This is a genomic window from Vibrio sp. NFR, from assembly GCF_027587095.1.
Lineage (GTDB): Bacteria > Pseudomonadota > Gammaproteobacteria > Enterobacterales > Vibrionaceae > Vibrio > Vibrio harveyi.
In genome coordinates this window covers 14298-26951 of sequence record NZ_JAPPTN010000008.1, presented here as the reverse complement: position 1 = coordinate 26951, position 12654 = coordinate 14298, and the positions used below count along the sequence as shown (strand labels likewise).

Here is a 12654-nt window from a genome sequence, read left to right as displayed (position 1 = left end):
AGGAGGGTATATTGCGTAAAACACCATTATTGTTGGCGATGATGATCATCGCGACTGGTCAAGTAGGCGTCAGTATCTATCTTCCCTCTTTGCCTTTGATTGGTCACGATTTGAATCTTCCTCAGCATACGATTCAAAACTTGGTTACGCTGTTTCTTGTCGGATTTGGTGTCTCACAGCTAATTTATGGTCCTTTATCCGACGCAATTGGTCGCCGTCCTGTATTTATCTTGGGACAAAGTGTGTATCTCGTCGGAACCATCATCTGTATTGCCTTTGCGGACCACATTTTTGCACTTGAGACCGGACGTCTACTACAAGGTCTTGGGGCTGGGAGTGCCTCTGTTCTTGGGCGCTCTGTGTTGCGAGATAGCTATGATGGAGCGCAGCTCACAAAGGCGTTGTCATACATCTCGGTGACTGCTTCTGTGATGCCGATTGTTGCGCCTTTGTTTGGTGGATGGATTGCTTATCACATTAGTTGGCATGCGGTTTTTGTCTTCGTTCTTATTTATCTTACGGCGATCTTTACCCTTGGCTTTATTGTGCTGCATGAAACGTTGCCATACCCCAAACGCCGCTTTGAGCCAAAGCGTGTGATGCGCAATTACTTTGAGTTGTTGACCAACAAACAAGTAATAGGCAGCGCAAGCTACAACTGGTTGAGTTACTTATCAGCTTTGGTGACACTGTCTCTCTATCCGTTCTTAATGCAACAAGAGCTTGGTCTCACTGCTGCCGATTACGGTACCTTGATGATTGTGCCTTCGGCAGGTTTATTGATGGGGAGTTTAGTTCTCAACATCATCAATGCTCGATACAAAGAGCAACAGATCCTTTTGATGAGTTTTGTCATTGTTGCCTTTTCAGGAGTGATGCTTCTTATATTGCCGTTTACAGCGACATCTTTGCTCATTGCCTTTACGTGTTTGAGCTTCGCGCAAGGCATGTCTTTCCCTGTTTCGATCAGTTTACTGCTATCGCCTCATAAACAACAGGCAGGTGCGGTATCTGCATTGTCGGGTTCTATTCAGATGTGTTTAGCAGGGTTATTTGGCGGCTATTTGGTAGAAACTTGGGTAACAACTCAACATCAACTCGGCGTCTTTTATATTTCGATTGCAGTGATTTCTTGCTTGGTGCTGGTGGTTGGACAGTTCCGTACCCCTTCTGGTGGTTTAGTCCAACCAGAGCGTTCTTAGTTGAATGTGGTTGCAAGGGCATGTTGTCCTCTCTAAAATGCGCAACCAATTATTGTGTCGTTATCTACACTTGGTTAATAGTGGCATATCGACAACACCCGTTCATTGTTAGGTGAAATCATGCAACAAAACGAATTTGAAGCTCTACTGAAAGAAATCGGTCAACAAGAAAACCTACCTCAAGCGCTAGAGCTATTAAAAGCATCTGAGGAAGAAGAAGTCGCTCAGGCTGCTGAATCGCTAACAGGTCAATTCGGTCTTGCTGAAGTAGAAGGTGAAAAACGCATTTACCACATTACGGTTCAAGCAGATGAGTCTGGTGAAGAGAAAGAGTTCGTTGAGCATGTAATGAATGAAGGTGACCACCTGATCAAGTTTGCGGCTTGGTTCTTCGAGACTTTCTTTGAAATTAAACCGAAAGACACCTACAAAGCAGCAGGTAAAACATACCAGCAACCTAAACGTTAATTACGTTTCTTATTCGCTAGGATAAAAAACTTTGTAATTAAATTACAAAATAAATGTGATTCACGTCTTGTTTTGTGGCTTATGTGGTGTAAAATTACAACATAAACCAGTTAATTGCTTCTTAGGAGAAGGTCATGGGTTACGAACTTGGTGGTGTTTACTTTGGTCAAATGATGGCTAAAGACGCGATGCACAAAGCGCTTTACGGTAAAGCGAAGAAGAAAAAGCCTTCTATGTTTGCTCGCGTAATGAAAAAACTAGCGAATTAATAAGAAAAGCCCCGATGTCATATCGGGGCTTTTTGCATTTTCGCTCTAGGTATCTCAATCGATATATTTAGGCCATTTGACTTGGGATCTCGACAACGTTATCTGGCACGCTATCTAATCCTTTCTCAGCCAACCACTTTTCCAGATTATCCGCGCCTCCAATGTACTTACCGTCTAACCATATTTGTGGCACGGTCACTGGTGTTTTTTCGCCAATGATGGCTTTCACTTCAGGGATCATACGATATAGGGCTGCGCTGTCTTTCACTACATCGTGATATTTGTAGTCAACGCCAGCTTCATCAAGCAACTTTTTCGCTTTAACACAGTAAGGGCATGTCGCCTTACCATAAACGATGTTGCCTTTAAGCTGATCTCGCTTGGTCCATTCAGCAATGACAGATTGAACAAGCACGCCTCGGTTTAGCGCTTCCCCTTGGCTGACGACTTTGCCTTCAACGACTAGGATAGGGGCATGCCATGCTCCAAGTTTTAATGGCTCCCACCAATGAGACAACCAATCTTTCACTTCTAGCTCGACTGGCACATCTGCTAATTCATTTTCAAATGTGTCAGCAAGAATATCTTTGGTTAATGTACATTCCCCGCATGGGATATTGACTTTGAATGGTCCCCAACTGCCGGCCCAACGATACAATGTAATTTTGATTGGCTGTGTCATAAGATGCTCCTCATTTCCTTTCCTGAAAATATAGAACTCAAAACCGAGAAATTTCTTTCAAATTACTTTCTTTTTTTCGCTTCCCAATGAGTAATGAAAGCAATGGAGCCGATAATGATTGCAGCACCAAGCCATAGTCGACCTGGTGGCACCCAGTTGAATACTAGCCAGCCTGCAAAGACATTTAAGGGCAGTTTCGCGTGGTCGAATGGTTGTACAAACGATGCATCAGCGACAGCGTAAGCTTTGACTACTGCCCACTGGGCTAGTGCCGTAAGTATGCCTGCGGCGATTAAGATTCCCCAAATGTTCCAGCCTTCAGGCATTGCAAATGTAGGTGCCGCCAGCAAAATATTAAAGGGCGTGATCAAGAGCAGTAAGTAAACCACCATGGTTGATGGTGGATCGTTCACCGACAGCTTTTTCACCATTAAAGAATAAGATGCCCAGAAAAAAGCCGCGCCGACAGGCAGTAACGTTGCCCAGGTAAAAGAGTCTGACCAAGGCTCAAGAATGATCATTGCGCCAATAAAGCCAGTAAGCGTCGCGATCCAACGAGCAACACCTACTTTTTCCTTCAGAATTAAACCTGAACCTACCGTTGCAAACAACGGTGAAGTCATAAGCAAAGCGATGCCTTGCCAGATAGGAACCGGATAAGCGAGAGCCCATAACCAAAGCTGGATACCGATAACCGCCAAGAAGATGCGCAATGCATGCCACCCAAAGTGGTTAGTACGTAGAGACTGACGAATTCCTAATGTTCGCAGATACGGCAAGATAGCGAAAAAGGCGATAGCGTATTGGAAGAGTGCAAATGTCGTGGATGACACACCAAAGTGAATACTTGCGATTTGAGCAAAGCTATTAACGATGGCAAAAGCCAAGCCTGCGGTAAGCATCCAAGATGCTCCTTGGACAGGATGATGATTCAATTGGATATTTCCGGTTTTAAACAATAGATAGGATCATACGTTCTAATGTTGGGGTAGCCAATAAAAAAATGCCTCCCAGAGGGAGGCGACATTACCAATTCAAAGGACGTGCCTACCGAAGTAGGTACAAAGAACGAGAAGCACAAACGCTGCCATGCATTTGCTCGTTTTTAATATTGCAGCTAGTGTGCCAACTTTTAACGTGTTGATTTTTAAAGGGTGAGAAGGGCGTGTCTAACGGCTACTAGAGGAATTGCACTAACTTCGGGAGTAAATGCATTAAAAGAGGGCAGTTAGGTTTAAGTAGAAAAGCTGTCGGTCTTATCTCAATAAATAGAAAATGACCGACACGAAGTGCCGGTCAAAAACTTGCTGCGATGCTGGCTTGGGCAGAAGCCGCAATTAAAAGTCGTAGCGTACGCCAAGACGAAGTGTATCTTCGCCTTCGGTTACTTTACCTTCCGCGTCTTTCGCTTCATCAAGTTGGTTCATGTAGTAAGAAAGGTAAGTGCGGAAGTTGCTATTCAGTTTGTAGTATCCCACAAGCTCAAAACCTTCAACTGCATCGTACTTTGCAGCGCCATTTGGATCGTTTTCTTGGAAAGTGTAAAGACCAGCGACGGTAAACTTACTTGCGATCTTGTAGCTTGCAACTAGCTCATAAGCGGTAAAGTCTTCAGAATCTGTCAGTGCACCTTGTGAGTACGTACCTGCAAGGTAGAGGTTATCCAGTGAGTAAGCGATACCACCAAGGATTTGGTCTTCTGAATTGTCTTTGTCTACATCACCGCCTGAGTATGCAAGACCTAGGTCAAGACCGATTGGTAGAGAGTAAAGACCAGAAATGCCGTATTTATCTTGGCTATCCTCGGAGTTAGCTTGGTAAGTGGCTTGAACTTGTAGAGCATCGAATTCACCACGGTAAGCGAAAACGCTATCTTGCTTATCCGAAGATGAGTCAATGACTTGCTGAACGCCAGAAAACTCGGTGATATCCGTCATGTCTGAGATGATAACTGCAGCCATGTCTTGACGACCTACAGAGAAGCTACCTGCATCTGCACTTACTCCAGCGTACATGTAGCGATTTTTAAATTCGCTCTTACCGGTTTTTTGTTCCGCTTCGTAAACACCAAATGCAGACAGACCGTTACCGATGTCAGCCTTACCTTTTAGGTTTAGACGCGCACGTGACTTATCTTCCATAGAACCGTCTACTTCAGCACCGCCTGAACCAATAAAGTCACCACGAAACTCGACGCGACCGCCAACCTTCAATTCTGTGCCGCCATCTTTGTACACTGTCGCCGCAAGAGATGGTGCTGATACCAATGCTGTTAACACTGCAGTAGTTAGTGCTGCCTTTTTCATTTTCTTATTACCCTAGTTGTAATCGATGAGCTTTCTTGCTCGGTGTATTGATGACGCTAAGGTAAACCGAGAAAATTAAAGATAGATTTCTATTAAGTTATGATTTGTTTGCATATTTATTTCAAATGTATGAATGCTTTCTTATTTATGAAAATAAGAGAAAAAGGGGGTTTTATGTTTTTTTATGTTTTTCTAATGACTACCGAACGACATATTTTTAAAAAAGATCCTAATCATTTTTTTCTTCTCGAATTGTAATTCAAGATTTCATGTTTGAATTTTCATTGTTTGTTTTAACAATGATTTAGCTGGATTTTTTGTTGTTACATGTAAGCATTTGTTTCCAATTTGGGTGTATTTTTCAGAATTTGTATAAAGAAAAAAGGTAAACGTTTGCGATTTTTCTTTTTTATTACATCTTTTCACTCTGCTCTGGGGAACTTCTGAAATACATTGATTGGCAGTTGTTAATCAAAAGTGACGCACATTGGTGGAGAAGATGCCCCAATCTACTTTTGTATAAAACTGACTTATAAACTAATGAATAAATACATGGATTTTATAATGAACAAAAAATTCCTAGCAGCAGCGATCGCAGCAGCAACATTCGGTACACAAGCAGTAGCAGTGGAGCTTTACAACAACGATGGCACAACGTTCTCTGTTGGCGGTCACGTATCTATTAACGTGAACGGTTCAGAGCAAGGTGATACTGATGTTGGCTCTAACTCTCCACGTATCAACTTCACAGCAACTCAGGATTTAGGCAACGGTTTTACTGCTGACGCTCGCGGTGAATGGCAACTAAACTACCTAGATGGTGGTGAAAATACGTTTTCTACTCGTCTTGGTTACATCGGTATTACTCACGATGTTTATGGTCGCGCAGTTGGTGGTACTCAGTGGGCACCATACTACGATGTAGCTGGCGTTGCTGATATGCCAATCGCGTTTGCGAACGACTTTATCTACGACGATCACGGTAACCTAGGTACAGGTCGTGCGGACAAGATGCTTTCTTACCGTAACGCTATCGAACTAGGTGAAGCGGGCTCTATTGGTTTTGGTCTAGGTTGGCAAGGTAGCAACGATCAATCAAGCGTAGATGAAGTAATTGTTGATGACGGTAGTGGCAACCCAATTTACGAAACTCAGTACGCTGGTAACAACTACGGTGACCGCGTACAACTTGCTCTTACTTACTCAGTGCTAGGGGCAAAAGTAGGCTACACCTACAACACTGGTGACATCACTGCATCTGCCGCTGCACCAAAGAAAGAAACGGCTGAATCACACCTAGTATCTGCATCTTACGGTTCTTACGGTCAAGGTCTATACGTTGCTGCAGTATACGGTTCAAATGAATACATGAACTTTAACGGTTCACAACGTCTAGTTGAGAGCGATGCGTACGAAGCGCTACTAGCTTACGCACTTCCAAGCAGCCTAAACCTAAGCATCAACTACGAAATGGTTGAAGGTAAAGCAACTAAAGCTAGCTCAACTGAAACAGCTCGTGAAGAGATGGCGGTACAAGCTGAATACAACTTCACTCCTAAGTTTGTTGGCTACGCTGGTTACCAGTTCGACCTAAACGATGCGAACGATCGTAAAACCGACGACAAGTGGGCTATCGGTGGTCGTTACTACCTATAATAGTAACCTGTCCTAGTTACTATGGAAGCCAGCTTCGTGCTGGCTTTTTTTTGTCTGTGGTTCTTACCTCATCGAAGTTCAATTTAGTGATGATTCACTCAAAACGGGCTGAATGTCTTGTTTTTAACACCTCGAAACGAGAACTAGTGTCAACAACGTAACGTGTTGGATTATTATGCGTTTTTTGTTTTGCAGGGAAGAGCAATGAGCGTCGTTCAGGTTGAAGAGAAGAAAATCAAAGTCGGCAAAGTTCTGTGTGTCGGGCGTAATTACGTTGAGCATATTCAAGAGCTAGATAATGCCGTACCAGAGCAAATGGTAGTGTTCAATAAACCGGCGACTTCCGTTTCAACCAAACTCACCTCATTCCATCAAGAGCCTTTGCATTACGAAGCCGAAATCTGCTTTGTGATCAAAAACGGTCAATACTGCGCGGTTGGGCTCGGCTTAGATCTGACCAAACGCGGTTTACAATCTAACCTCAAAGAAAAAGGATTACCTTGGGAACGTGCCAAAGCGTTTGATGGCTCAGCGGTATTCAGCCGTTTCCGTTCTCTTCAAGGTGTCGATATTGACGATCTCAACTTAGAGCTTTTGATTAACTGTGTTCATGTTCAAAAAGGGCATGTTAAGCAAATGCTTTACCCACCGATGAACATTCTCGATGAGTTGAAGAGCTACACAACGCTAGAAGATGGCGATGTCGTGATGACAGGGACACCAAAGGGCGTGGGTGAAGTGCATCAAGGCGATGTCTTCCTTGGACGTTTGAAGTGTGGAGACATCACCTTATTAGAGATTGAATGGTTGGCTGTTTAGTCGCGAGCTTATAGCCAAATTCGAAGCAGTAAAAACGCGACCATACTTACGATGGTGGTGAGCAATACATTCTTTGTGAGGTATGCAATCGCAGCAGCTAATAGGGCAGCCAATAGAAATGGGTTTTGCCATGTGACGCTCAGTTCACCTTCTGGCATAAACACGATAGGAGCCCAGATCGCGGTGAGCACTGCAGGGCTTGCGTAGCTTAATATCTTTTGAGTTCTTACCCCCAATTTAAGCGGCAATTTTGGTTCGAGAAATAGATAACGGCTAGTGAATACCAAGGCTGTCATGGCTAAGATAGACAAAAAGATCATTGGCGTTCCTCCGGTGTATTCTCAATGTTTGGGGCTTTCGTCGTAAACTGTTCAACCAAATAGCCCGCCAACATGGCGAGAATACTCGCGAACATCAAGCTTCCTTCCACTTGGTAATAATTCAGCGTCACTGAGCTAACTAATGCTACCAATACACTGCATAGCACGGGAATGCTTTTTATCGTTGGCACCACAATCGCGATAAAGGTGGCAGCAACGGCAAATTCCAATCCGAGCTCATTCAATTCAGGTATCAAACTGCCAGCGACAATGCCAGCAAGTGTTGCGAAGTTCCAAAATAAGTAGAAGCTTAATCCAGCGCCAAGGGCGTACCATCGATCAAATTGCTTATCGGATTGGTGCCCGACGATGGCAAACAGTTCATCAGTGAGTAAGAAGCCAAGTGAAAGACGCCACTTTAAGGGCAATGGCGAAATTTTACTGCGCATCGAAACACTATAAAGAAAATGGCGAGAGGTAATGAAAAAGGTCGTCAGCAACATGGTGGTTAAGCCTGCACCAGCTTTAATCATGCCCATGGCAACAAGTTGTGCGGAGCCAGCAAACAGAATGGCGGAAAGCGCCTGACCTTCTAGCGGGTGTAAGCCAGTATCGATGGCAAATGAGCCCGCAAGTAATCCCCAAGGCAGTACGGCGATGCTTAATGGCATCATTGCGATGGTACCTTGTAAAAAGAGTGAGAATTTTGAGTCTTGATGAGTTGGCAAAGTAGTATCCATAACTTCAACTTGAATAGAAAAACATGCTGTTAAGGTAGGCTGACCTAAGCATGCTGCCTTGTACAAAATTGCTAACAGTGCTTGATGTACTGCCCAGGCGTTACCCCCATGGCTTTTTTAAAATGACGATGCAAGTGGCTTTGGTCGTGAAAACCACATTCTTGAGCAACATCGGAAATCTTTTGTCCTAGCTTGAGCAGCTTTTTCGCCATTCTTAGCCTTTGTTGAATCTGAAACGCGTGCGGCGGAAAGCCAAACTGCTTTTGAAACTCACGCAACAGGTGGAAGGGGCTCAACCCTGCTAACTTCGCAAGTTCTTCTAAAGAGACATCGGTTTGAGGAAAGTCTTCAAGAAATTCTTTGACCAGGTGCACTTGCCTTTGCGCTTTTGTCGTATCTTTAAGGGGAGCTCGATGTGTACTGTGCTTGCTTGCAAGTTTGATCAGTGTGCCGTAGACAAGTGTCTCTCTTAGCAAGCGATTATCGGATTTCTCGAGAGTATCGAACACTAATCGCAGTTGGTTTGCGAGCTCTGGATCGTAAACGACGGGCTGCGGGAAGTAGGGCTGCGCGACATTGGGCGCGCCAAGTTCTTTCCCAAGCGTTTGAAACTGCTCAGGTACGGGATACATGGCTTTGTATTCCCAGCCACCTTCTGACGCTGAGTGACCATTATGCACCTCATCAGCGTTTACAAGAATGATACTGTCTTGCGGTGCAATGTGGTTGCCACCGGTACGAAAGAATTGCTGTGCGCCTTTTTCAATCACCCCAATGGTGTAGCCTTCATGGCTATGGCGAGAGAAGTTTTGTTTTTCGTATTTTGCATCGAGCAGCTCTAACCCGCCCAACTCTTGAGCAATCTTAAAAGTCGCGATTTCCTTATTCTTTTCTTTCATCTCGGTCCAAATAGCTCAAGCGTAAACAGTAGCACCACATCATTTGGAGTCTACCGGATCCATCCTGCTTATTTTTGTACAAAATTGCTATTGGTATTAAAAATAAACATCAAAAAGGTTAATTGTTTTTAAATTGAGCATTAAACCTTTTGTATTTTCTGAATATTGCTTCGTAGAAAGATATTTGGTCTGGTTGTTATCTATTCATTGGTATAAGATCCGCCGCCTGTTTTAGAAAGCCAGTTCCACCATGATCGATTTATCTGTACTCCCTGTTTATCTCACCGCTGTTATTGCACTTCTTTTGTTGCCTGGACCTGACATGTTGTTGATTGCCAGCTCTAGCATGAGTTATGGCAAAAAAGTTGGTCTGTTTGCAAGCTTAGGCAACGCGACATCCGGCGTGATCTTAACGTTATTGGCAGCTATGGGTGTGTCGACCTTGATTTCCATGAGCCCAATCGCGTTAAAAGTGCTTCATCTACTGGGGGGCGCGTACTTGCTCAAAATGGGGTGGGACTGTTTACGAGCGGACGTTTCTGCTGCACCAGAGCTTGACCAGAAAAACAAGATGGCATCGACTTACTATCAACGCGCTTTGATGAGTAACCTGCTGAACCCAAAAGCCTTAGTGTTCTTCGTGATGTTTTTACCTCAGTTTGTCTCTAGCAACATTACCGCATCGTCGGGTGAGCAAATGCTCGCGCTTGGTTTGCTGCTAAACGTATTAGGCTTGCTATTCAATATTTTGTTAGTTGCATTGGCGGGGACATTAGGCAAAGGGTTGCTGGAAAACGATAAATTCCGCATGTACCAAGGTAAGCTAATGGGCTTGGTGTTCGTTATCCTTGCGGTATGGATGCTCAGTAGCTTCGTGATGTAGTGTGTAGGAACAATCAGATTTTTGAACAAAAGCCAGCACTCGCTGGCTTTTTGTTTTAGTATCACTCTGATTTCCAAGGAGTGGCAGTATGAAACTTGAATTTAAACTCAATCCAGAACAAAACGATCTCGATTTTATCCGTGATGGCATCCGAGCTTATAACAACATGCATCTACCGGATGGGGATGTAGACGCCATTGGCTGTTTTGCCCGTAATGACGAGGGTAAAGTGATTGGTGGACTCACGGGAGAGATGTTCAATAACACCGTGTTTGTTGAATACCTGTGGGTTGATGCAGAGGCACGCACTTCGGGATTAGGAAGAAAGCTGATCGCTCTACTGGAAGAGCAAGTGAAACTGCGTGGAGTCACGCATTTGTATCTCGATACCTATAGCTTTCAAGCGCTCGATTTTTACTTGAAATTGGGTTTTGAAAAAGTCGGGCAATATTCAGGCTACCCAGCAGCAGGCATTGATAAACATTTCCTGCAAAAACAGATTGCTTGAGTTGGTTTGAATTGCATAAAAAAGAGGCGCTCGATGCGCCTCTTTTGCTATTTGTAGCTGTCAAAGAATCGATGTTTCAAACTCGAATTACAAGCTTTGTTGATGCGCTTCGATAAGTGCGTTCATTTTCGCTTCCGCTGCTTGGTTAGCTTGCGCGTAATCCATCTCTGCCGGGAACTCGCTGATCACTTCGTAGTAACACTTCAACTTCGGCTCAGTACCAGAAGGGCGAACAATCACACGTGATTTGTCTTCTAAGTGGTAAACCAGTACGTCACTTGCTGGCAAGTTAATCGCTTCTGTTGGACCATCGGTCACGAAGCGAAGTGATGACTTCAGATCTTCAATGACTTCGATGCGCTTACCCGCAATCTCTTTCGGTGGGTTTGCGCGAAGTTTGTCACCGATTGGTGGTGATTTAGGGTCAAGTGCAATGCTGCGCTGCGCGTTGAAGTAGAAACCGTGTTGGCGGTATAGTTCTTCTAACTTATCCCACAGCGTTTTGCCTTGTGCTTTCAATTTACCTGTCAATTGAGAGAAAGCGACCAGTGCTGACAAACCATCTTTATCCCATACCTTATTACCTACTGTGTAGCCTAGTGCTTCTTCGTAAGCGAATAGGAATGGGTTCGCTTCAGTTTCTTGTGTCATTGCTACGTTAGTTAGCCATTTAAAGCCAGTTAACGTTTGGTAGTATTCTGCGCCGTGTGCTTTCGCAATACTGCTCAATAGACGAGAAGACACAATGGTATTCCCAACAAGCGCATTTGGTTGACCTTGCAGTAAGTAGTCACCAAACAATGAACCCACTTGGTCACCTGTTAGCATCTGATATTCGCCATCTGGGCGTTTTACAGCCACAGCAAAACGGTCTGCATCAGGATCGTTCGCGCAAGCAATGTCCGCATCGACAGATTTACCCAGTGCCATCACCATGTCCATTGCGCCTGCTTCTTCAGGATTCGGGAAGTTTACGGTAGGGAACGTACCGTCCGGTTCACGCTGTTCTGGAACGCTTGCGACTTTTTTAAAGCCAGCGTCTGCGAGCAACGTTTCTGCCATGTCCGCACCGACACCGTGCATTGCCGTGTAAACAATCGAGATATCTGTGTTGCTGTCCGGTGTTAGCAGGGCATTGTCGTTCATTGTTTTGCGATAGGTTTGGTAGTACTCGTCTTCAAGCCAAACTAACAAACCTTTTTGTTTTGCATCGTCCAGTGACATCAGAGGAAGCGGTTTTGTTGTTGCTTCATCGATTTTTGCAGCAATACCAGAATCGTGAGGTGGAATAATCTGTGCGCCATTTTCCCAGTACACTTTAAAGCCATTGTATTCTGGTGGGTTGTGGCTTGCGGTAACAACCACAGCAGCGGCTGCATTTAATTCACGAACACCAAAAGCAACAATTGGCGTTGCTGCTACTTTATAGGTTAGGTAAACCTTGATGCCCAAAGCAGTAAGTACAGAAGCTGTATCGTGTGCGAACTGTTTAGAATCTGGGCGACCATCGTAGCCAATAACAACACCGCGAGACGATGCGTCTTTCACTTGTTCAATCAGATAGTGACCGAGACCTGTTGCTGTCTCTTGAATCACTAAACGGTTCATGCGATTTGGACCCGCACCGACTTTACCGCGCAGACCTGCGGTACCAAATGCTAAGCGTGAACCAAATCGATCTGTCAGTTCTTGTTCGTTATTTGTATCGACTAGGTGTTGAAGCTCTTCACGAGTTTTTGGATCTGGGTCTCGTGCTAGCCATTGAGTAATTTGTACTGTCATATTCGTCTTTCCTTAGTAGGGGGAGCCTACTTGTTTAGACACTTCTTTGCTTAAAAGCGTCCCAATGTTTTCTTTTAATTAATGTAAATGGTTCTCAATTACATTTCAAAGAGGGCAATC

General features: G+C 44.3%; 14 protein-coding genes. 7 read left to right on the top strand and 7 right to left on the bottom strand.

The window, feature by feature from the left end:
* The first annotated feature begins 11 nt into the window (after nt 1-11).
* From OH463_RS15830 to OH463_RS15820, 3 genes are all read left to right on the top strand, one after another.
* The gene (locus OH463_RS15830) at nt 12-1202 is read left to right on the top strand and encodes a multidrug effflux MFS transporter (RefSeq protein ID WP_005452425.1); all 1191 of its coding nucleotides are present in this window, start codon (nt 12-14) and stop codon (nt 1200-1202) included.
* A 120-nt stretch (nt 1203-1322) separates the two neighbouring features.
* Nucleotides 1323-1670 (top strand): hypothetical protein, encoded by a 348-nt coding sequence (locus OH463_RS15825; protein WP_005452418.1) that lies wholly within the window; start codon nt 1323-1325, stop codon nt 1668-1670.
* Between the two features lie 134 nt (nt 1671-1804).
* Nucleotides 1805-1939, top strand: a complete 135-nt coding sequence (locus tag OH463_RS15820) for a hypothetical protein (protein ID WP_005452414.1) — start codon at nt 1805-1807, stop codon at nt 1937-1939.
* Nucleotides 1940-2006: 67 nt separating this feature from the next.
* Here the strand turns inward: OH463_RS15820 and OH463_RS15815 are convergent, their stop codons facing one another.
* The 3 genes from OH463_RS15815 to OH463_RS15805 form a co-directional block, all read right to left on the bottom strand.
* Complete coding sequence (locus tag OH463_RS15815) at nt 2007-2621, bottom strand: glutaredoxin (protein ID WP_269991564.1); 615 nt, start codon at nt 2619-2621, stop codon at nt 2007-2009.
* Nucleotides 2622-2683: 62 nt separating this feature from the next.
* A complete protein-coding gene (locus OH463_RS15810) occupies nt 2684-3523 on the bottom strand; it encodes a DMT family transporter (protein WP_005452406.1) in 840 nt (279 codons plus the stop codon).
* 435 nt (nt 3524-3958) lie between these two features.
* A complete protein-coding gene (locus tag OH463_RS15805; RefSeq protein WP_110415121.1) occupies nt 3959-4927 on the bottom strand; it encodes a porin in 969 nt (322 codons plus the stop codon).
* Nucleotides 4928-5491: 564 nt separating this feature from the next.
* Between OH463_RS15805 and OH463_RS15800 the strand changes: the two genes are divergently transcribed.
* Complete coding sequence (locus OH463_RS15800; protein WP_045486700.1) at nt 5492-6583, top strand: porin; 1092 nt, start codon at nt 5492-5494, stop codon at nt 6581-6583.
* Nucleotides 6584-6787: 204 nt separating this feature from the next.
* On the top strand, nt 6788-7402 hold the full coding sequence (locus OH463_RS15795; protein ID WP_005452403.1) for a fumarylacetoacetate hydrolase family protein: 615 nt from the start codon (nt 6788-6790) through the stop codon (nt 7400-7402).
* An 8-nt stretch (nt 7403-7410) separates the two neighbouring features.
* Here the strand turns inward: OH463_RS15795 and OH463_RS15790 are convergent, their stop codons facing one another.
* The 3 genes from OH463_RS15790 to OH463_RS15780 all read right to left on the bottom strand — a co-directional run bounded on the left by OH463_RS15790 (nt 7411) and on the right by OH463_RS15780 (nt 9361).
* Nucleotides 7411-7722: an AzlD domain-containing protein gene (locus OH463_RS15790; RefSeq protein WP_009696378.1), complete on the bottom strand. Its 312-nt coding sequence runs from the start codon at nt 7720-7722 to the stop codon at nt 7411-7413.
* The gene (locus tag OH463_RS15785) at nt 7719-8462 is read right to left on the bottom strand and encodes an AzlC family ABC transporter permease (protein WP_269991563.1); all 744 of its coding nucleotides are present in this window, start codon (nt 8460-8462) and stop codon (nt 7719-7721) included. Before OH463_RS15785 ends, OH463_RS15790 begins: the two co-directional genes overlap by 4 nt.
* Before the next feature lie 71 nt (nt 8463-8533).
* Nucleotides 8534-9361, bottom strand: coding sequence for an AraC family transcriptional regulator (locus OH463_RS15780; RefSeq protein ID WP_049537809.1), 828 nt, complete (start codon nt 9359-9361; stop codon nt 8534-8536).
* A gap of 250 nt (nt 9362-9611) precedes the next feature.
* Between OH463_RS15780 and OH463_RS15775 the strand changes: the two genes are divergently transcribed.
* Both OH463_RS15775 and OH463_RS15770 read left to right on the top strand, forming a co-directional pair.
* Nucleotides 9612-10244 (top strand): LysE family translocator, encoded by a 633-nt coding sequence (locus OH463_RS15775; protein WP_269991562.1) that lies wholly within the window; start codon nt 9612-9614, stop codon nt 10242-10244.
* Between the two features lie 88 nt (nt 10245-10332).
* Complete coding sequence (locus tag OH463_RS15770; protein WP_269991561.1) at nt 10333-10752, top strand: GNAT family N-acetyltransferase; 420 nt, start codon at nt 10333-10335, stop codon at nt 10750-10752.
* 87 nt (nt 10753-10839) lie between these two features.
* Here the strand turns inward: OH463_RS15770 and OH463_RS15765 are convergent, their stop codons facing one another.
* Nucleotides 10840-12534, bottom strand: a complete 1695-nt coding sequence (locus tag OH463_RS15765) for a phospho-sugar mutase (RefSeq protein ID WP_009696374.1) — start codon at nt 12532-12534, stop codon at nt 10840-10842.
* Between the last annotated feature and the right edge of the window lie 120 nt (nt 12535-12654).

Excerpts from the sequence above, each read along its gene's own strand:
- OH463_RS15785 (WP_269991563.1), bottom strand. The coding sequence starts at position 8,462 with ATGGATACTACTTTGCCAACTCATCAAGACTCAAAATTCTCACTCTTT.
- OH463_RS15825 (WP_005452418.1), top strand. The coding sequence starts at position 1,323 with ATGCAACAAAACGAATTTGAAGCTCTACTGAAAGAAATCGGTCAACAA.
- OH463_RS15790 (WP_009696378.1), bottom strand. The coding sequence starts at position 7,722 with ATGATCTTTTTGTCTATCTTAGCCATGACAGCCTTGGTATTCACTAGC.
- OH463_RS15795 (WP_005452403.1), top strand. The coding sequence starts at position 6,788 with ATGAGCGTCGTTCAGGTTGAAGAGAAGAAAATCAAAGTCGGCAAAGTT.
- OH463_RS15805 (WP_110415121.1), bottom strand. The coding sequence starts at position 4,927 with ATGAAAAAGGCAGCACTAACTACTGCAGTGTTAACAGCATTGGTATCA.
- OH463_RS15810 (WP_005452406.1), bottom strand. The coding sequence starts at position 3,523 with ATGCTTACCGCAGGCTTGGCTTTTGCCATCGTTAATAGCTTTGCTCAA.
- OH463_RS15800 (WP_045486700.1), top strand. The coding sequence starts at position 5,492 with ATGAACAAAAAATTCCTAGCAGCAGCGATCGCAGCAGCAACATTCGGT.
- OH463_RS15780 (WP_049537809.1), bottom strand. The coding sequence starts at position 9,361 with ATGAAAGAAAAGAATAAGGAAATCGCGACTTTTAAGATTGCTCAAGAG.
- OH463_RS15820 (WP_005452414.1), top strand. The coding sequence starts at position 1,805 with ATGGGTTACGAACTTGGTGGTGTTTACTTTGGTCAAATGATGGCTAAA.
- OH463_RS15765 (WP_009696374.1), bottom strand. The coding sequence starts at position 12,534 with ATGACAGTACAAATTACTCAATGGCTAGCACGAGACCCAGATCCAAAA.
- OH463_RS15775 (WP_269991562.1), top strand. The coding sequence starts at position 9,612 with ATGATCGATTTATCTGTACTCCCTGTTTATCTCACCGCTGTTATTGCA.
- OH463_RS15815 (WP_269991564.1), bottom strand. The coding sequence starts at position 2,621 with ATGACACAGCCAATCAAAATTACATTGTATCGTTGGGCCGGCAGTTGG.
- OH463_RS15770 (WP_269991561.1), top strand. The coding sequence starts at position 10,333 with ATGAAACTTGAATTTAAACTCAATCCAGAACAAAACGATCTCGATTTT.